Genomic DNA, 17,985 nt, shown 5'->3' on the forward strand with positions numbered 1-17,985 from the left:
TAAGGATTATCCGAATAAGCTTTGCCATTGTATCTTCAATACCCCTAAAATGCCTTCCTTCACAATGCCTTTGCTCATTTTGGAATAGCCTTCCTTGCGGTCTATAAAAGTGATGGGAACTTCTTTGATCTTAAAACCGAGCTTCCACGCGGTAAATTTCATTTCGATCTGGAATGCGTAGCCTACGAACTGGATCTTGTCGAGGTTTATTTTTTCCAGTACTTCGCGTTTGTAACAAACAAAACCGGCGGTAGCGTCTTTCACCGGTATCCAGGTTACGCAGCGCACATAAATGGATGCGCCATAGCTGAGCACGGCGCGGTTCCAGGGCCAGTTCTCGGTTTTGCCGCCGCTCACGTAGCGGGAGCCTACCGCCACATCGGCGCCTTCGTGTGCGCATGCCTGGTAGAGGCGTACGAGATCTTTGGGGTTATGGGAAAAGTCCGCATCCATTTCAAAAATGAATTTGTACCCTCTTGCCAGCGCCCATTTAAAACCATGTATATACGCGGTGCCCAGCCCCTGTTTGCCGCTTCTTTCTTCAATGAAGAGCTGGCCGGGATGCTGTGCCTGTAAAGATTTTACGATCGCGCCGGTGCCATCCGGGGAGCCGTCGTCTACGATCAGGATATGGAAATCCTGCTGCAATGAGATCACCGCCGCAATGATCTGGCGGATATTATCTTTCTCATTGTACGTAGGTATGATGACTAATTTTTCCAATTAGCATGGTTTTTATAAGGATGGCAAAAATAGATAATGTCGCGCGCAAATTAGCACGTTTTGGTAAAACATTAATGTTTTTTTAGCACCATACTGGTGTAGATCTCTGTCAGTTTTTGTTTGGTGTTGAGAGGGAAATCGGCTTTCATCATCCAGTCATAATATTGGGGTTCAGCCTTTAGTACGTCTCTCACAGCCCTGCCTTTGTATTTTCCAAAGTTAAACATTTCCACGCCGTTCTGCATCACGATGCGGCGGGCGAAGTCCACGTACTCATCTTCCTTTGTGAAGGCGGCGAGGGCGTCCACATCCGCTTTGAGCTGTGATTCGTAGCGTACCAGCTGGGCTTCGAGTATCTCGAAGGTGGCCAGGGCGTCCGCTTCGGCGCTGTGGGCGTTGGTGAGGTCTTTATCGCAGTAGAATTTATACGCGGCGCTGAGGGTGCGTTTTTCCATGAGGTGGAATATCTTCTGCACGTCAATGAAACGGCGGTGGTCCACGTCGAAGGTGAGGCCGGCGCGCAGGAATTCTTCTACCAGCATGGGAATGTCGAACCGGTTGGAATTATAGCCGGCGATATCGCAATGTTCGAGGAACTGCCTGAATTCGTTGGCTACCTGTTTAAAGGTGGGTGCGTCTTTCACATCATCGTCGGAAATGCCGTGTATGGCAGTGCTTCCGGCGGGGATAGGCATGCCGGGGTTGATCCGCTTTACTTTGTTTTGCACGGACCGGTCCGGCATCACTTTTATAACAGCGATCTCGATGATCCGGTCTGTGGCGACGTTGGTTCCTGTTGTTTCCAGGTCTATCACAGCAAGAGGGCGGGTAAGTTGTAAAGCAGACATTATGGTTTATTGTGGTTTCTGTACCGTTAAATATTTTTTCAGTTCTGTGAGGTTCAGCCCTTCATAGTCGCCGGAGCTCATGAGCAGGAGGTTGGTATTGTCAAAGTCCTGTTTGTCGAGGAAGCGTTCCAGCGCCTGGCGGTCTGTGAGCACGGTGAGGTCTTCGCGTGCAAAGCCGTTGCGCACCACTTCAGGCTCCAGGTAGGGCATGCGTTTGATCTCCAGGGCGTGGCCGCTATAAAAAACAGCCGCAACGTCCGCCGGGTCCAGCGCGCCTTTGTATTCGGTCATGAACGCGGCGTTCAGGCTGCTGTAGGTATGCAGTTCCAGCACGGCTACCAGTTTTCGCTGCGGGTACTGGTTGCGCAGCGCCTGGATAGTGGCTTTCACTTTGGAGGGGGCATGCGCGAAATCGCGGTAAATGGCGGTATTCTCATTTTTCACCACCAGCTCCATCCTTTTGGCCGCGCCTTTGAAGGTGGCTATGGCCGCCAGGAAGTCGATGTCCCCTACGCCCAGGGCGCGGCATACCAGCAGGGCGGCATGGATGTTCAGCAGGTTATGCTCGCCGAACACCAGCAGGTCTGTAGAGGCATTGCCGAAGCGGACGCGGGTATGGCCGTTGATGATGGTATGTTCCGGAACGCCGTAGGGAATGCATTCCAGGTGTCCCGCTTCTTTCTCCACCAGCTGGCGCAGTGTTTCGTCGGTCTGGTTATAGATCAGCCTGCCGCCCGGCTCCATGGTGCGGATGAAGATGGCGAACTGTTCGAGGTAGTTATCGAAAGTGGGGAATACGTTGATATGATCCCATGCGATGCCGCTCAGCACGGCGATATGGGGGTGCAGGAAATGGAATTTGGGCCTTTTTTCCAGCACGGAGGCAGGGTATTCGTCTGCCTCGCATACGATCAGCGGGGCGTCCGTAATGTTCACGGACTGGGCGAAACCTTCCAGCCGGGCGCCCACGAGGTAGTCGAACCGGAGGCTGCATTGCTGCAGCACGTGCATGATCATGGAGGTGATGGTGGTTTTGCCATGGCTTCCCCCTATGGCTACGCGGGTCTTATCCCGGCTTTCCTGGTAAATATATTCCGGGAAGGAGTAGATCTTCAGGTTCAGTTCGCGGGCGCGGAGCAGCTCCGGGTTATCGGCGCGGGCGTGCATGCCCAGGATCACCGCGTCCAGGCCGGGCGTGATGCGGTCCGCATCCCAGCCCAGCGTGGCGGGGAGGATGCCGGCCTGGGCCAGGTTGGTGCGGGAGGGCTCGAATATTTCGTCGTCGCTGCCGGTTACCTGGTAGCCTTTATTCCGCAGGGCGATGGCGAGCTGGTGCATTACGCTGCCTCCTATCGCAATAAAATGTACTTTTGCCATGCTTATCAGGTCCTTCTGTGCTATCTTCGGGTGTGATAACGGGTCGTTAACAGCACATAGGATTGTTTTTTTTAATATAAAGTATATATTTGCAAAATAACGTCACAAAACACGAATCACAAAGTTCTACAATCCAAGCCTATGAAATTTCGTTTATTTACTAAAAAGCAGACTATGAAATCAGGACGCCGTATTTTCGGTATTGTATGTTTGATGGCGGTATGTGCTGCCATGTTTTCTTCCTGCGCCTCCCAGAAGCTGGGTTGCCCTATGAAGATCACCAAGGTACAACATGTAAAAGACAAAAACTGTTAGGATTATTATTATGTGGATCGCATTGGAAAGTGAAGAGCAATTGACGGCGGTACAGTCGCAATCTTTCGAGCAACCGGTAGTTATATTCAAGCACAGCACCCGTTGTTCCACCAGCAGCATGATCAAGAGCCGGCTGGAGCGCAGCGATGCCCCTGAGGGTATCGCGTTTTATTACCTCGACCTGATCAGGTACCGTTCTGTAAGCAACCGCGTGGCGGAGATGTTCGGCGTGGAGCATGAGTCGCCGCAGGTGCTGCTGATACGCGACGGGAAGTGTGTGTACGACGAGAGTCATATGGCAATTCGGATGGAGGAACTTGCGGAGATAAGCTGATAAAGACATTTAAACTGATCCGGAGCCCTGTTGAAAAGTATTTTACTTCTCAACAGGGCTTTGTTTTTTTGTAGCTTTGCGGGTATGTTCAAGCATCGTATAGTAGTAGCGGTTACAGGGGCGAGCGGTTCCATTTACGCGCGCCAGCTGCTAGGTAAGCTGGCAGCACTGAAAGACCAGGTGGAGCAGGTGGCCGTTATTATGACAGAAAACGCGCGGACCGTGTGGAGGACCGAGCTGGAAGACGAGGGGTTCAACAACCTGCCGTTCCCCGTGTTTTCGCAGCATGATTTTCACGCGCCCTTTGCATCCGGCAGCGGGCGTTACAATACCATGATCGTCTGCCCGTGCTCCATGGGCACGCTGGGGCGGATAGCCGGCGGTATTTCCAACGACCTTATCACGCGGGCGGCGGACGTGGTGCTGAAGGAGCGGCGGAGGCTGATCTGCGTGCTGCGGGATACGCCTTACAACCTGGTGCATATCCGGAATATGCAGACGGTAACGGAGGCTGGCGGGATCATTTGCCCGGCTACGCCGTCTTTTTACAGCCTGCCCCGCAGCATAGAAGAAGTAGCGGCTACGGTGACGGACCGGGTGATTGACCTGGCGGGCCTTCAGCAGGATACCTTCCGTTGGGGGGAATAAACATTATTACTACAAACCCGAATATGAAAATAGCGATCATCAACGGCCCCAACCTGAACCTTTTGGGCAAACGGGAGCCGGAAGTTTACGGCAGCCAGACATTTGAGCAATACCTGGAAACATTGAAGGCGCAATTCCCGCAGGTGGAGTTTGCCTATTACCAGAGCAATGTGGAAGGGGAGATCGTGAATCACCTGCATCATGTGGGTTTTGACCACGACGGCATCCTGATGAACGCGGGCGCCTACACGCATACGTCGGTGGCTATCCGCGATGCGGTGGCCGGTATCAAAACGCCGGTGGTGGAAGTGCATATCAGCAATATTTATGCGCGGGAGGAGTTCCGGCATACGTCGCTGACGGCGGCGAAGGCGGTGGGAGTGATCTGCGGGCTGGGGATGAAGGGGTATGCGCTGGGTGTTCGTTTTTTCCTGGAGAAGTGATTTCATTTTTTTGAGTGTACGGAAGGCAGTCTGACAGGCTGCCTTTCTTTTTTTGTATAACCTCCGGAAACCAGAGATATTTGATACTGGAACGGAGAATTTCTCAGGGGTTGAAATTGCCGGTGGATGCGGGGTTTGGGTAAATTTGAGGGATGAGTATAAGTAGTCATTATGAAATAACAAGAGTTGACAGCCGCAAAGATAAATTGAAATTCAACTTTCGCAGTCTTGGGCAGAAGGAATTGCTTAAAGCAATAGAATTTGAACGATTACCCATGTGGTTGGCCGGTAAGCCGGTTTATAATATTGGATTCGGTGATAATGAGCAAATTGGGATAATGGATACGACTGTCAGTAATAACGGAGATGTGTATAAGGTATTTAATACCGTATTGAGTACTATACCTCTTTTTTTTGAGCATCATCCGGGCGCGGCTATTCATGTCAGAGGCAGCGATAGTTGTGAGAGTTATTTTGACCGGTGTATCATGAATTGTAGAAGAGCATGTATTGTAAAGTGCAGGAAGGAGGGCCGGAGGATGTCTGTCTACCGCAGTTTTGTGAATAAGTATTATCATCAATTGATGATTGATTATGAGCTTTTCGGTGGTATTGACAATAATGTTTCTCTTCGTACCAATTGGGAATATTATACGATTGGTAAACTGTATGATGTTATACTAGTTTATAAGAAACCTAAATAACCAGAACATGAAAACGGAAAAAATTATTATTGAAATACCTACGGGTAAAACTGATGAAGAGGTGCGGCAGATATTGAGAGATGTGGCAAATTCATTTGGAAAGAGTATACCCCGTGAACGAATCGCTAAAGCGGAGGCACATTTAAGAAATTCTGTATGGCCGGAAGGGATTGAGGCCGTATTTATTCCTCCTGCCTGACGATCTTCAGCTTTTTTTTGAGCTTTCCCTCCAGAGTTTTCTGAGGGTGCTTGCCCTCCTCTGTCCAATCAAATATAAAACCACCAAAACATGAAACTCGACAAAATTACCATTGAAATACCCGCGGGTAAAACACCCCAGGAAATTGAGGAGATCTTCAAAGAGATCTTATCCATGATGAAGGAAGATATGGAGCAGATACAGGCGGCCATTGGGAAAGAGCGCATGAAGAATTACCGCTGGCCCCGGGATATTAAACCGGCCGGCTCTGCCTGAGCAGGATGGGTATCATAAGAAAAGGGCTGCTCCTGCAGGAACAGCCCTAATTCAGTGATTTTATTCTTTTAATGTGCATGCACATGCTCTTCCTTGAAGGCCTCGCGCGGCTTCAGGCCCAGCAGTTCAAACATCATATGGTCTTCTTCGAAGGAAGGGTTCTTGGTGGTCAGCAGCTTTTCGCCGGTGAAAATGGAGTTAGCTCCTGCCATAAAACACATAGCCTGCTCGGAAAGGCTCATTTCGGCACGGCCGGCGCTCAGGCGCACCATGGCTTTCGGCATCAGGATGCGGGTGGTGGCGATCATACGCACCATATCCCAGAATTCCACTTTGGGCAAATGCTCCAGCGGGGTGCCTTTCACGCGGGTCAGCGCGTTGATGGGCACTGAATCCGGGTGCTCAGGCATGGTGGAAAGGGTGAGGAGCATGTTGATACGGTCTTCATGACTTTCACCCAGGCCGATGATACCGCCGCAGCAAACGGTTACGCCTGCTTTGCGCACGTTGTCGATGGTTTTGAGGCGGTCGTCGTAAGTGCGGGTGGTGATGATCTCGCTGTAATATTCGTCTGAGGTGTCCAGGTTGTGGTTGTAAGAGTAGAGGCCGGCGTCCGCGAGCTTTTGTGCCTGCGACTCGGTGAGCATGCCCAGGGTGCAGCATACTTCCATGCCGATCTCGTTCACCCCTTTCACCATGTCGATCACACGGTCAAAGTCGCGGTTATCGCGTACTTCCCGCCATGCAGCGCCCATGCAGAAGCGGGTGGAACCGGCTTCTTTGGCTTTCCGGGCGTATTCCAGTACTTCGTCCTTCTTCATCAGGGCCTGTACGTCGATGCCGGTATTATAGCGGGCTGCCTGGGGGCAGTAAGCACAGTCTTCGGAACAACCGCCGGTTTTGATAGACAGCAGGGTACAAACCTGTACCTCCGCAGTATCCTGGTATTCACGGTGCAGGGTGGCAGCACGGTACATCAGCTCCAGCAACGGCGTGTTATAGATATCCTTTATTTCTTCGAGTGTCCAGTCGTGACGGATCATAAACTTCGGATTTAGCGGCAAACCTATAAAACTATTACGAATTATCAATTACGAATAACGAATTATATTATTGTTTAATTGATAAAGCCTTAATGGCTACAGGTAGTGAAAGTTAGTTTTTGGCGTGATATTCAATAAGGTATGGTAAATGAGCTGGATGGTCTGCTCGATATCGTCTTTCTTCACCATTTCCACGGTGGTATGCATATACCGCAGCGGGAGGCTGATCAGGGCCGAGGGTGTGCCGTCGTTGGAATAGGCGAAAGCATCCGTGTCTGTACCCGTGCTGCGGCTTACTGCATGCAGCTGGTGAGGGATCTTCTCCTTCTTCGCCGTGGAAATGATCAGGTCGCGGAGGATGTTGTGCACGGCCGGGCCATAGGTAATGCTGGGGCCGCTCCCGCATTTGATCTCCCCTTCGATGTTCTTGTTGATCATCGGGGTGGTGGTATCGTGGGTAACGTCGGTGATGATGGCCACATTCGGTTTGATGCGTTTAGCGATCATCTCGGCGCCGCGCAGGCCCACTTCTTCCTGTACGGCATTCACAATATACAGCCCGAAAGGCAGGCGCTGCTTGTTTTCGGTAAGCAGGCGGGCCACTTCGGCGATCATGAACCCGCCAATACGGTTATCTATCGCGCGGCAGATGTAATAATCGTAATTCAATTCCTCGAAACCGTCTTCAAACGTCACCACGCAGCCTACGTGAATGCCCAGGTCTTCCACCTCTTTACGGGAACGGGCGCCGCAGTCCAGGAAAATGTTGTCCACCTTCGGTTGTGGCTCCTTGCCGTCGCCGCTGCGCAGCCGGGTGTGAATGGCAGGCCAGCCGAATACGGCCTTTACCGGGCCTTTCTCTGTATGGATGTTTACTCTTTTGGAAGGGGCGATAGCCTGGTCTGAGCCACCGTTGCGGATCACGTATATCAGGCCCTCGGGGGAAACGTAGTTCACGAACCAGGAGATCTCGTCCGCATGCGCCTCTATCACCACTTTAAAAGCGGCTTCGGGGTTGATGATGCCTACCGCGGAACCGTAAGCGTCCACGATAGTATCGTCGATATATGGTTTCAGGTATTCCAGCCATAATTTCTGCCCCTCTTTCTCGAACCCTGTAGGGGCGGGATTGTTGAGGTAATTTTTCAGGAAGGTCAGCGATTCCTTTGTCAGTATTGATTTCTGTTTCTTAGACATCTTTTGTTCAGGTTATGGTACTTGTATCCGGCAAAAATACGGATTCCATGCATTCGGCAGTCAGATTCCACCTAAAGCCATCCATGCAAAGTGGATAAGAGCGGACAACATCATGAGCCCGTCCAGGAAAAAGTAGTATACGTAGTCGGATGTATGTTTTTGCGCATACCCTTTCACCAGCGCTGTAACGGCCACCGGCGCCAGCAGGCTGAACAGTACATACAACGGCACGGCCGGCGCCAGCGCAATAGCAGTACCGGCCGCCAGGAGCAATGAAATGTAATACAACCGGTCCAGCTGATGCTCCGGCAGAAAGGTTATAAGGCTGCGGATGCCCTGCTGGCGGTCTTCTTCACGGTCGCGGTAATCAAAAAGGATGCAGATGGCATAGATGAGGAAGAAGCGGTACACGGCCAGCAACACCAGGTCGCGCACGTCCGCCAGCATGATGTCCGCCATAAAAGCGGGCAGCAGCGTGGTCACATACATCCATACGAAAGCAAGGAAAATGGTTTTCCCGATCGCGATCTTCGCCAGCCACCTGAAAGCCGGGTGCGGCACCTTGGGCGCGGAATACAGGAAAGTAAGCACCACGGCCCCGCCTATGGGCAGCCAGTGATGATACAGTTTCGTGAAGAACCACAGGGAGCCCAGCAAGCCGGTAGCGCAGCCCAGCAACTGTAAGGAGCGCCTGCGCTGCCCCCAGAGGATGCGTTCGGAATTGCGGATAGAGCCGGGCGTAAGATACCAGTGAAAATTATAGCTGCAGATGGTAGAGAAAAAAACGAATCCGCCAAAATTGAACCCGTCCAGCTTCAGCTGTAATATTTCTTCGGATTGCCATGCCATGGCCAGCGCGCATACAGCGATATAAATTGAGCTAAACAGCAGGAAATTAAAAAAGCCCCGGATCATTCGGCTAAAATAGGGAGAAATTATTTTTCCTTCAGCAGGGATTCATAGAGGGCGTAGTTTTCATCGTCGAAGCATACGAAGGTGACGGAAAGCGGGGCTGCCTGCTGGTGCAGGAATGTTTTCACGGTGTCTATGGCTATCTGCGCCGCAAGATCTTTTGGGTAATGGTATATGCCGGTGCTGATATTCGGAAAGGAAATGGTCCTGATATTATTCTCCACGGCCAGTTTCAGGGAATTGCGGTAAGCGTTGGCCAGCAGTTGCGGCTCTCCTTTGTCTCCGCCGTTCCAAACAGGGCCTACGGTATGGATCACATGTTTCGCCTTCAGCCGGCCGCCGGTGGTGATCACTGCCTCCCCGGTCTTGCAGCCGCCCTGCCTGTTGCGTATCTCGATGCACTCATTCAGTATCTCCGGCCCTCCTGCGCGGTGGATCGCCCCGTCAACCCCGCCGCCGCCCAGCAGCGACGAATTGGCGGCATTCACGATAGCGTCCGCGTTTTGTTTGGTGATGTCTCCCTTAATGAGATAGATCCTGCCAGGCATAATTGGAGCGTTTAATGGTCACAGGCTTGCTTGAAGTTAACACAAAAATTCAACCTGTAAAAACCAGCTCCGGTATAGTAAGCGCCTGAAAAAAAGGGCCAGCCAATCCATTGGCCGGCCCGGTTCCGGAAGATTCACACGTTTACTTGCGGTCGAATATAGATTTGGGTTTGATGAGGTCATATTCTACTACGCCGGTCTTCTTCGCCCAGTCGAAATACGAGGCAGACAGCTCGTTGACGATCTGCCGGTTCTGCTGCGCCAGGTCTGTTGTTTCCCCGCGGTCTTTTTCGATGTCGTACAGTTCCCAGCGGTATTGCGGGTAGGTTGAAACGAGTTTCCATTTGCCTTTCCGCACCGCCCTGTTGCCTGCGCGTTCCCAGAAGATAGGTTCTTCGCGGTTCAGCCCGGTATTGGAAAAGAAAAGCGGGGCGAGGCTTTTGCCGGGCAGCTGGTGGGTGTTTACGCCATGGAACTTTGCGGGATATTTCGCGCCGGCTATCTCATAAAAAGTAGGCGCAAGGTCTATCAGGTGGGCAGTACCCGTCTCGATCCCGCCTTTCTTTATCTTCCCGGGAAACCATGCGATGAGCGGCGAACTGATGCCGCCTTCGTACATGGAGTTCTTGAAGGAACGGAAAGGGGCGTTGGATACGAAAGACCAGTTCCTGCCCTGCGCTTCGAAAGAGCCTGCGGTGCCCACGGGACCGGAGTTGCGGCCCGCCCTCTTTCCGCCATGGGCCACGTCTTCAGCCGGTGCGCCGTTGTCGGAAATAAATACGATGAGCGTATTCTCATCTTTCTTCAGCTCTTTCAGCTTGGCCAGCACTTTGCCTACGCCCTGGTCCATACGGTCCACCATGGCGGCGAACACTTCCATTTTCGCGGCCCAGAGCTGTTTTTCGTCGTAGGTGAGATTGTCCCAGTCCGGCACGGTCTCATCCCGGGGGGCAACGGTTTGCCCGGGTGCGAGCAGGCCCAGCCTGGTTTGGCGGGCGAGGCGTTCGCTACGAAGGGAGTCCCAGCCGATGTCGTAACGGCCTTTGTACCGGGCAATGTCTTCCGGCAATGCCTGCAACGGCCAATGCGGGGCGTTGAAGGCGAGGTACAGGAAGAAGGGTTTGCTGGTCTTGTTTTGTTCTTCGAGGAATGCCACGGCATTGCCGGCTATTTCATCGGTGAAATAATAGCTGTTATCTGCGGGATGCTGGCGCTGGTTGTTTTTCAGCAATACCACCGGGTATTCGTTACCCCTGATGGGCATAGGTTTGGCGTCAAAATAATTGGCGCCGCCGCCTACTACGCCGTACGATTGCTCAAAGCCGCGCTGGTTGGGCCAGCTGAGACTGTCGTTACCTACATGCCATTTGCCGGACAGCAATGTGCTGTATCCTGCGTTCTTCAACACTTCGGCCAGTGTAAGCGATTCGCGGTTGAGAAATCCCTGGTAGGCAGGCAGGCCGAGGTTCACATCAAAATACCCGATGCCGGCTTTATGCTGGTATTGCCCCGTGAGCAGCGACGCCCGGGTGGGCGCGCAGATGGAGTTGTTGTAAAATTCTTTCAGCCGGAGGCCTTCGGTGGCCAGCCTGTCCAGGTTGGGCGTGCGGATCTCGGAGCCGTACGCGCCCAGGTCTGCATAACCCATATCATCCACCACGATGAGGATGATGTTGGGCCTTTTGTTTTGCGCCTGTGCTTTGCCGGAAAGCAATAAGGCCAGTACGGCAGCGGAAACGGTGAATATCTTTTTCATGTCGATTGTTTACGGATTACGTTGAGCAGTGCGCTGCCCGCCGGAAGTTGCAGCAGCATTGTTGGTATGATTGGTATTGCCCGCGGCATTGCTGTTGAATGGCCCTGCAAACCCGGATGGCCCCGCCGGTTTGATCTTGTCATATTCCACCACGTCGTTGTGTTTGGCCCAGTTGTCGTAAGCAGCGGATAGCTCGTTCACCACCTGCGGGTATTGCGTGGCAAGGTCCTTCGTTTCGGCGCGGTCGGCCTCGATGTCGTAGAGTTCCCACTGGTTGCGGGAGTAGGAGGAAACAAGTTTCCACTTGCCGTTCCTCACCGCGCGGTTGCCTGCGCGTTCCCAGAACAGTGGCGTTTTGCGTGCAGGCTCCTGCTGGGTGAAAAAGAGTTGGGCAAGACTGATACCCGGCAGGGGATGGGTGTTCACCTTGTTGAAAACGAGCGGGTAGCTGGTCCCGGCCACATCGTAAAAAGTAGGCGCGAGGTCTATGAGGTGCGCCGTGCCGCGCGCTACAGTACCGGCTTTGATCTTCCCCGGAAACCATGCGATGAGCGGCGAGCTGATGCCGCCTTCGTAAGCGCTGGCTTTGTAGGAACGGAAAGGGGAGTTGGAAACATGCGCCCAGCTTTGTTCCTGGTAATCGTAAGAACCCGCACTGCCGATAGGCCCTGAATTGCGCTGGCGTTTCCTGCCGAAAGGAATGAACCCGCCCTGCGCGCCGTTGTCTGAAATAAAAACGATCAGCGTATTATCATCTTTTTTTAATGCCTTCAGCTTAGCCAGTATGCGGCCGATGCCCTGGTCCATGCGGTCTATCATGGCGGCGTACACTTCCATTTTCTTTTCCCAGAGTTTCTGCTCGTCGTAGGTAAGGCTGGCCCAGGCCGGCACTTCTTCGTCGTGGGAAATGGTGGTGTTGGCATTGATAAGCCCCAGCTTCTTCAGCCTGGCGATGCGCTGCGTGCGCAGGGAATCCCAGCCGATGGAATATTTGCCGCGGTATCTGGCGATGTCTTCCGGCTGCGCCTGGAGTGGCCAGTGTGGCGCATTGTAGGCAACGTAGAGAAAAAACGGCTTGCCTGTTTTGTCCTGCTCGTCGAGGAATTTTTCGGCGTGGCCGGCAATTTCATCGGTGAGATATTGGCCGGGCCGGAGGGTGACCTGTTTGTTGTCTTCTACAAGCTGCACGGGCGGTGCTTTTTCTTTGTACGGACTGATGTCGAAATAATTACTGGCGCCGCCGATGAACCCGAAGAACCGGTCGAACCCGCGCTGGTTGGGCCAGCTGAGGCTATCGTCGCCCACATGCCATTTGCCGGACATCAGCGTGCTGTAACCGGATTGTTTCAGTACTTCTGCGAGCGTAAGCGATTCGCGGTTCAGGTAGCCCTGGTATGCGGGCAGGCCAAGGTTGACGTTAAAAAAACCGATACCTGCCTTGTGTGCAAACTGGCCGGTCATAAGCGACGCGCGGGTAGGGGCGCAGATGGAATTGTTGTAGAACTCGCGCAGGCGGAGGCCTTCGCCGGCCAGCTTGTCCAGGTTGGGCGTGTGGATCTCTGAGCCGTATGGGCCGATGTCTGAGAAACCCATGTCATCAACCATGATGAGGATGATGTTGGGTTTCTTTTGTTGTTGGGCCTTGCTTTGGTTAAAAATGCCGAGCAGGGCCAGCAATATGCATATTCTCATGTTGAAAGGGTTTGTCCGTTTAATTGGCCCACAATGGGTCCTGTTTGAGTTTGGGGTTCAGGTTCAGCTCGCGCTGCGGTGTGGGGAAGCGGATGTGTTTGGGCGCTGCGAGTGTTTTGCCGGCGGCCTTGAGTGTTTTTACGTAATAATCAGGGCCGCGGCGCACCAGGTCGAACCAGCGCTGGTATTCGAACACCAGCTCTTTTCTTCTTTCCTGGAACACGCTGTCGCGGAAATCGTTTACGCTCAGCGAAGGCGCAATGTCTTTCAGCAGCGGGATGCCCGCGCGTTGTCTTACTTCATCCAAGGCACTGTATGCGGCCGCAGTGGGCCCCTGGTGCTGCTCGTTCAGCGCTTCCGCATAGATCAGCAGCACTTCCGCGTAGCGGATAATAGGCAGGTTGCGCGAAGACTGGCCGGGGTTGCCCTCTACAGCAGGGTCGTAATATTTATGCAGGTGCGGCTCAAAGGTGTACAGCTTCCCATCCACCGGGCTGACCATTTGCGTCACGAAGGTTACGGCCCTGCGGGTATCCGTTTCGCTGAAACTTTCGTATAGCCTTCCCTGTTTGTGGATCGCATCGGCATAATCGCCATTGATGCCCGGCACTTCGTTGGGGGCGGAGCGGCTGGCAAGACTGTTGCCCTGGTAACCCGCGTTGCCCTGGAACTGAGCGGAGAAAATATGTTCCTTCCCGTTCTTCTTCAGGACTTCAAATACATCCGCGAAATTTTCGAAAAGCGCATACCAGTGTTTGTCGATCACTTCTTTGCTTTTTGCGGCGGCATTCGGCCAATCCTGGCGGGTGAGGTAAACCTTTGCCAGCAGGCTTTTCGCGGCGCCCGCAGTGGCGCGGCCAATATCTGCGCTGCCGTATTCATTGGGCGCGGGCAGGTTTTCCGCGTCTTTAAGATCGTTGATGATCTGCTGGTATACATCCGCGGCAGGGGATTTAGCAACGTACAGCGCTTCCGGCGTGAAGGAAGTGGTTTCGTGGAGGACGATGGGCACGTCGCCGAACCAGCGCACGAGGTTGAAGTAATGCAGCGCGCGGAGGAACTTCGCTTCGTTGATCAGCCGGGTGCGGATGGTTCCGGAAATCTTATCCGCTTGGATGAGCGGGATGCGGTCTATCGCGATGTTGGAAGCATTGATGGCATCGTAGCTTTGTTTCCAGAGCTGTTCCATGCGGTCATTCGACGCATCGTGCGTGAGACCTGAAATAGCGCGTACGTGGGCATTTCGCGCCCTCGGGCCTGCTTCGTAATCGTCGGTGGCCATTTCCACGCCTATCTGGAACAGGCTGTTGTAAAGCGATTGGCCGGTTTCGTATAATTTCCGGTAACTGGCGGTTACCGCTGCGGTAGCCTGCTGCTCGTTCTGGTAGAACTGCTCCGTCACCAGCTGCGAGGCCGGTTCTTCGTCAAGACTGGAGCAGGCGCCCAGCGACAGGAGCGCGAAAGAAAGCAATATGGTGGATGTATGTTTCATACACTGCATCAATTTTAAGGTCAGAAGGAAATTTTAGCGCCGGCGCTCACCGACCTCGATACGGGGTAGATGCCAACGTCGGTACCGGGCGAAACGTTGCTGCCGGATGTGACTTCCGGGTCGAAGCCGGTGTAGTCGGTCCAGGTGAGCAGGTTTTGCGCGGATAGATACACTTCAATGGAGGCGATATTCCTGATCACTGAGCGGGGAATGGAATAGCCAAGTGAAATGTTCTTCACGCGCACGAAAGAACCGTCTTCAATGAACCGGTCTGAGAACACGGGCGCGGGATCGAGCTTGGCGCGGGGAATGAGGGTGTTGGTATGCTCTGGCGTCCAGCGGTCCAGCGCGGAGGTGGCGGCGTTTTGCTGGCCGGTGAACAGCTCCAGCGTTTGCCGGTTGGAGTTGAGGATCTTGTTGCCGTAGGAGCCCTGGAGAAATATTGACAGTGAAAGGCCTTTCCATTCGAAAGTATTATTCAGTCCAAAGATGAAATCGGGCTGCGCGTTGCCGATAATGGTACGGTCTGCCGCGGTGGTGAAGAGCTTATCGCCGCTGATGTCTTTGTACAATCTGTCGCCGGGCTTGGGCGCGGCGCTGCCGGTGTATTGTCCTTTGGCTGCTTCTTCGCCGGGCTGAAGGATGCCGTCTATCACCGTGCCATAGAAACTGCCCAGCGGCTCGCCAACGCGGATGATGTAATTGCCGGTGATGTAAGACGGCGCGCCGTTGCCGAGTGTGAGTACTTTGTTGCGGTTGAGGGAAAAGCTGAGGTTGGTGTTCCAGCCGAGCGCGCCTGCCAGGTTGCGGCTGTTGACGCCTATTTCAAATCCCTTGTTCTGCACGGACCCAAAATTTTGCAGTGAAGCATTCTGCCCGGTGGTCCAGGGTATCTCAACGCTCAGCAGCAGGTCCTGTGTTTTCTTGTAATAGCCGTCCAGCGAGATCTGCAGCCGGTTATTGAATAAGCCCAGATCGATGCCGGCGTTGTATTGATAGGTCGTTTCCCAACCCAGCTTGTCGTTGGGAATGCGCGAAGGTGCGAAGCCGGTGGCCGTTTTGCCGCCAAAGAGGTAAGTCAGGCTATACAGCGCGGCCAGCGACTGGTATTCCCCGATCTCCAGGTTGCCTGTGGTGCCAAAACTGGCCCTGAGTTTGAGGTCGCTGATGGTTTTGCTGAGCGCCCTGAAAAAAGGCTCGTTGCTGATGCGCCAGGAAGCGGCGGCGGAAGGGAAGTAGCCCCATTTGTTGCCTTTCCCGAAGCGCGACGACCCGTCTGTTCTGATACCGGCGGTAAAATAATAACGGTTGCTGAAATTATAATTCAGGCGCGCCAGCCACGAATGCAGCACCCATGCGGTAGCGTCTGAATAAGGCCGCACGATCGTTGCGCCGCTTTGCAGGTTGTTGTAGGCAAGGTCGTCTGTCACGAAACCCTGCGAGCCGCTGCGGCTCACGTCGCTGGTGTATTCCTGCTGGGTGAAGCCGCCGAGCACGTCGAAGTTGTGCCTGCCGAAAGACTTTGCATACGAGATGGTGTTTTCGTTCAGCCAGGAGTAGGAGCTGAAAGTGCCCTGCCCGGCAGAGCCCTTTGTTTGCGCGCCTTCGTAGATGTAAGAAGGGATATAACTTTTTTCATTCGTCGTATTCACGTCTGCCCCGAAAAGCACTTTCACCTGCAAGCCTTCCAGTATGCGGTATTCCGCGAAGGCGGTGCCAAAGAAGCGGTTGGTGATGGATTTATTGCTTTGCTCTTTGATAGTGGCAACCGGGTTCGCGAAAATGTTCTCGAAAGGATTGCGTAAAGTGTAACTGCCATCAGGCTCATACACGGTGGCGGTGGGCGGCATAATGAGCAAAGATGTTACAATGCCCGCAGGCGCTACGTTTGCGTCGCTCTTGCTGGCGGTGAGCGCGGCGCTTACTTTCAGGCGGTCGAATGGATTAGCGTCTACATTCGCACGAACGCTGAAACGCGAGAAGCCGGTGTTGCGGATGATGCCTTCCTGTTTAAAATAATTGCCGGAAAGCAGGTAACGCGTTTTGGCGCTGCCGCCGCTGATGGTAAGCTGGTGGCTCTGTTGCGGGGCAGACCGGAAAGCTTCATCCTGCCAGTCGGTCCCTTTGCCCAGCTGGTCTATCTGTGCCTGGGTGAGATACTGGAATTTACCTCGCGAAGGATTTACATCATACAGCACTTCGTTGCGCAGCACGGCAAATTGCTGCGCATCCAGCACATCGATCTTTTTGCGGAGGGATTGCACGCCATACAGCACGTCGTAAGAGAGCGAGCTTTTATCCGCCTTTCCTTTTTTGGTGGTAATGATCACTACGCCGTTAGCGCCGCGGGAACCATAGATGGCCGTGGCGGAAGCGTCTTTCAATACATCGATGCTTTCGATGTCTGAAGGGTTGATATTCGCCAGCGGGTTCACCGGCGTACCGCTAAGGATGCCGGCGCTTACGGGGTTGTTGTATACGGGAAAGCCGTCTATCACATACAAGGGCTCATTGCCGCCCTGTATGGAACTCCCGCCGCGGATGCGGATGCTCACGCCGCCCCCGGGCTGGCCGGAGGTCTGCGTAACCTGTATGCCGGGCACGGAACCTTTCAGCGCCTGGTCCAGCGAGCTGACCGGCTGTTTCAGCAAATTTCCTGAAACAGAAGAAATGGAACCGGTAAGGTCGCTTTTCTTTTGCGTGCCGTAACCCACCACCACCACATCGTTCAGCTGGTTCTGCACAGGTTCCAGCCGCACTTCCACCTGGCCGGCCTCCGCGATCACTTCCTGTTTTTTATACCCGATAAAACTAATGATGAGCGTGTAAGGAAATTTTTGTCCTGTTACAAAGGCGAATTTTCCCTGCTCATCTGTGCTCACACCATGGGTGGTGCCTTTGATCTGTACTACCGCTCCGGGCAAGGCTTCGCGGGTAACCGCATCCACTACGCGGCCAGACAGCCTGGAGTTGATGAGCGGCACCGTCTCCTGCGCCAGCAGCTGAAGAGGAAAAGAAATGAATGAAAGGAGAACGGCGTATTGTACCCATGCCCGCTTTTTTACGCGGTGGCGGCGCAGTTCGTTGGATGGAGATTGCATATCGGTTGTTGGTTTTTGTATGGACAATAAAGACCCGGTCCCGCCGTAAGGCGGGAAAACAAGGCAACGACGGACACGCAAGAGGTTCCCTGCTAAGGCAATGCCGTAGCTAATTTCAGCGGATCGTTCGTCATTTTCAATAATAGAAAGCAGGCAGCCGGAAGCGGCCTGTCATGCGCAGGTTATTCAGACCCGACATCGGTGGTGTGTAAAGTGGTTGGTTGGCATATCCTTCAATTTTTAGTGAATTGAAGACCGGTGCAGCGCCCTTCAGGATAGTGGTGGTTGGTTGGAACTATCGTTTCTCGATTCGGTCAATGTATGCATATACCGGTCACGCGGAACAAAGATAATATATAAATTCAATTATCCTACAA

General features: G+C 53.4%; 17 protein-coding genes. 6 read left to right on the plus strand and 11 right to left on the minus strand.

Annotation, left to right across the window (positions count from 1 at the left end; all coding sequences use genetic code 11):
* Window positions 1–6 precede the first annotated feature (6 nt).
* The 3 genes from R3I13_RS21595 to R3I13_RS21605 form a co-directional block, all read right to left on the minus strand.
* Window positions 7–723, minus strand: coding sequence for a polyprenol monophosphomannose synthase (locus R3I13_RS21595; protein ID WP_346320053.1), 717 nt, complete (start codon window positions 721–723; stop codon window positions 7–9).
* 71 nt (window positions 724–794) lie between these two features.
* Entirely contained in the window at window positions 795–1,571 is a 777-nt protein-coding gene (locus R3I13_RS21600; RefSeq protein WP_346320054.1) for a 3'-5' exonuclease, read from the minus strand.
* Between the two features lie 6 nt (window positions 1,572–1,577).
* Window positions 1,578–2,948 carry a Mur ligase family protein gene (locus R3I13_RS21605; protein WP_346320055.1) on the minus strand — a complete coding sequence of 457 codons (1,371 nt, stop codon included), beginning with the start codon at window positions 2,946–2,948 and terminating at the stop codon, window positions 1,578–1,580.
* Between the two features lie 325 nt (window positions 2,949–3,273).
* Between R3I13_RS21605 and ytxJ the strand changes: the two genes are divergently transcribed.
* The 6 genes from ytxJ (at window position 3,274) to R3I13_RS21635 (ending at window position 5,867) form a co-directional block, all read left to right on the plus strand.
* Window positions 3,274–3,597 carry a bacillithiol system redox-active protein YtxJ gene (gene ytxJ / locus R3I13_RS21610; protein WP_346320056.1) on the plus strand — a complete coding sequence of 108 codons (324 nt, stop codon included), beginning with the start codon at window positions 3,274–3,276 and terminating at the stop codon, window positions 3,595–3,597.
* A gap of 84 nt (window positions 3,598–3,681) precedes the next feature.
* The gene (locus tag R3I13_RS21615; RefSeq protein ID WP_346320057.1) at window positions 3,682–4,245 is read left to right on the plus strand and encodes a UbiX family flavin prenyltransferase; all 564 of its coding nucleotides are present in this window, start codon (window positions 3,682–3,684) and stop codon (window positions 4,243–4,245) included.
* A gap of 23 nt (window positions 4,246–4,268) precedes the next feature.
* Window positions 4,269–4,688 (plus strand): type II 3-dehydroquinate dehydratase, encoded by a 420-nt coding sequence (gene aroQ / locus R3I13_RS21620; protein WP_346320058.1) that lies wholly within the window; start codon window positions 4,269–4,271, stop codon window positions 4,686–4,688.
* 152 nt (window positions 4,689–4,840) lie between these two features.
* Window positions 4,841–5,392, plus strand: a complete 552-nt coding sequence (locus R3I13_RS21625) for a hypothetical protein (protein ID WP_346320059.1) — start codon at window positions 4,841–4,843, stop codon at window positions 5,390–5,392.
* A gap of 7 nt (window positions 5,393–5,399) precedes the next feature.
* On the plus strand, window positions 5,400–5,591 hold the full coding sequence (locus tag R3I13_RS21630) for a hypothetical protein (RefSeq protein WP_346320060.1): 192 nt from the start codon (window positions 5,400–5,402) through the stop codon (window positions 5,589–5,591).
* 90 nt (window positions 5,592–5,681) lie between these two features.
* The gene (locus tag R3I13_RS21635; protein WP_346320061.1) at window positions 5,682–5,867 is read left to right on the plus strand and encodes a hypothetical protein; all 186 of its coding nucleotides are present in this window, start codon (window positions 5,682–5,684) and stop codon (window positions 5,865–5,867) included.
* A 68-nt stretch (window positions 5,868–5,935) separates the two neighbouring features.
* Here R3I13_RS21635 and bioB read toward each other — a convergent pair whose 3' ends face one another.
* From bioB to R3I13_RS21675, 8 genes are all read right to left on the minus strand, one after another.
* Window positions 5,936–6,910 carry a biotin synthase BioB gene (gene bioB, locus R3I13_RS21640; protein WP_346320062.1) on the minus strand — a complete coding sequence of 325 codons (975 nt, stop codon included), beginning with the start codon at window positions 6,908–6,910 and terminating at the stop codon, window positions 5,936–5,938.
* Window positions 6,911–7,006: 96 nt separating this feature from the next.
* Entirely contained in the window at window positions 7,007–8,107 is a 1,101-nt protein-coding gene (locus R3I13_RS21645) for a M42 family metallopeptidase (protein ID WP_346320063.1), read from the minus strand.
* 60 nt (window positions 8,108–8,167) lie between these two features.
* Window positions 8,168–8,956 (minus strand): UbiA family prenyltransferase, encoded by a 789-nt coding sequence (locus R3I13_RS21650; protein ID WP_346320064.1) that lies wholly within the window; start codon window positions 8,954–8,956, stop codon window positions 8,168–8,170.
* Window positions 8,957–9,042: 86 nt separating this feature from the next.
* Complete coding sequence (locus tag R3I13_RS21655; RefSeq protein ID WP_346320065.1) at window positions 9,043–9,567, minus strand: O-acetyl-ADP-ribose deacetylase; 525 nt, start codon at window positions 9,565–9,567, stop codon at window positions 9,043–9,045.
* Between the two features lie 142 nt (window positions 9,568–9,709).
* Entirely contained in the window at window positions 9,710–11,323 is a 1,614-nt protein-coding gene (locus tag R3I13_RS21660) for an arylsulfatase (protein WP_346320066.1), read from the minus strand.
* A gap of 9 nt (window positions 11,324–11,332) precedes the next feature.
* A complete protein-coding gene (locus R3I13_RS21665) occupies window positions 11,333–13,015 on the minus strand; it encodes an arylsulfatase (RefSeq protein WP_346320067.1) in 1,683 nt (560 codons plus the stop codon).
* Between the two features lie 19 nt (window positions 13,016–13,034).
* The gene (locus R3I13_RS21670) at window positions 13,035–14,507 is read right to left on the minus strand and encodes a RagB/SusD family nutrient uptake outer membrane protein (RefSeq protein ID WP_346320068.1); all 1,473 of its coding nucleotides are present in this window, start codon (window positions 14,505–14,507) and stop codon (window positions 13,035–13,037) included.
* Between the two features lie 20 nt (window positions 14,508–14,527).
* On the minus strand, window positions 14,528–17,608 hold the full coding sequence (locus R3I13_RS21675) for a TonB-dependent receptor (RefSeq protein WP_346320069.1): 3,081 nt from the start codon (window positions 17,606–17,608) through the stop codon (window positions 14,528–14,530).
* Window positions 17,609–17,985: the final 377 nt, after the last annotated feature.

This window comes from Chitinophaga sp. YIM B06452 (assembly GCF_039655965.1).
Classification (GTDB): domain Bacteria; phylum Bacteroidota; class Bacteroidia; order Chitinophagales; family Chitinophagaceae; genus Chitinophaga.

Excerpts from the sequence above, each read along its gene's own strand:
- R3I13_RS21600 (WP_346320054.1), bottom strand. The coding sequence starts at position 1,571 with ATGTCTGCTTTACAACTTACCCGCCCTCTTGCTGTGATAGACCTGGAA.
- R3I13_RS21605 (WP_346320055.1), bottom strand. The coding sequence starts at position 2,948 with ATGGCAAAAGTACATTTTATTGCGATAGGAGGCAGCGTAATGCACCAG.
- ytxJ (WP_346320056.1), top strand. The coding sequence starts at position 3,274 with ATGTGGATCGCATTGGAAAGTGAAGAGCAATTGACGGCGGTACAGTCG.
- R3I13_RS21615 (WP_346320057.1), top strand. The coding sequence starts at position 3,682 with ATGTTCAAGCATCGTATAGTAGTAGCGGTTACAGGGGCGAGCGGTTCC.
- aroQ (WP_346320058.1), top strand. The coding sequence starts at position 4,269 with ATGAAAATAGCGATCATCAACGGCCCCAACCTGAACCTTTTGGGCAAA.
- R3I13_RS21625 (WP_346320059.1), top strand. The coding sequence starts at position 4,841 with ATGAGTATAAGTAGTCATTATGAAATAACAAGAGTTGACAGCCGCAAA.
- R3I13_RS21630 (WP_346320060.1), top strand. The coding sequence starts at position 5,400 with ATGAAAACGGAAAAAATTATTATTGAAATACCTACGGGTAAAACTGAT.
- R3I13_RS21635 (WP_346320061.1), top strand. The coding sequence starts at position 5,682 with ATGAAACTCGACAAAATTACCATTGAAATACCCGCGGGTAAAACACCC.
- bioB (WP_346320062.1), bottom strand. The coding sequence starts at position 6,910 with ATGATCCGTCACGACTGGACACTCGAAGAAATAAAGGATATCTATAAC.
- R3I13_RS21645 (WP_346320063.1), bottom strand. The coding sequence starts at position 8,107 with ATGTCTAAGAAACAGAAATCAATACTGACAAAGGAATCGCTGACCTTC.
- R3I13_RS21650 (WP_346320064.1), bottom strand. The coding sequence starts at position 8,956 with ATGGCATGGCAATCCGAAGAAATATTACAGCTGAAGCTGGACGGGTTC.
- R3I13_RS21655 (WP_346320065.1), bottom strand. The coding sequence starts at position 9,567 with ATGCCTGGCAGGATCTATCTCATTAAGGGAGACATCACCAAACAAAAC.
- R3I13_RS21660 (WP_346320066.1), bottom strand. The coding sequence starts at position 11,323 with ATGAAAAAGATATTCACCGTTTCCGCTGCCGTACTGGCCTTATTGCTT.
- R3I13_RS21665 (WP_346320067.1), bottom strand. The coding sequence starts at position 13,015 with ATGAGAATATGCATATTGCTGGCCCTGCTCGGCATTTTTAACCAAAGC.
- R3I13_RS21670 (WP_346320068.1), bottom strand. The coding sequence starts at position 14,507 with ATGAAACATACATCCACCATATTGCTTTCTTTCGCGCTCCTGTCGCTG.
- R3I13_RS21675 (WP_346320069.1), bottom strand. The coding sequence starts at position 17,608 with ATGCAATCTCCATCCAACGAACTGCGCCGCCACCGCGTAAAAAAGCGG.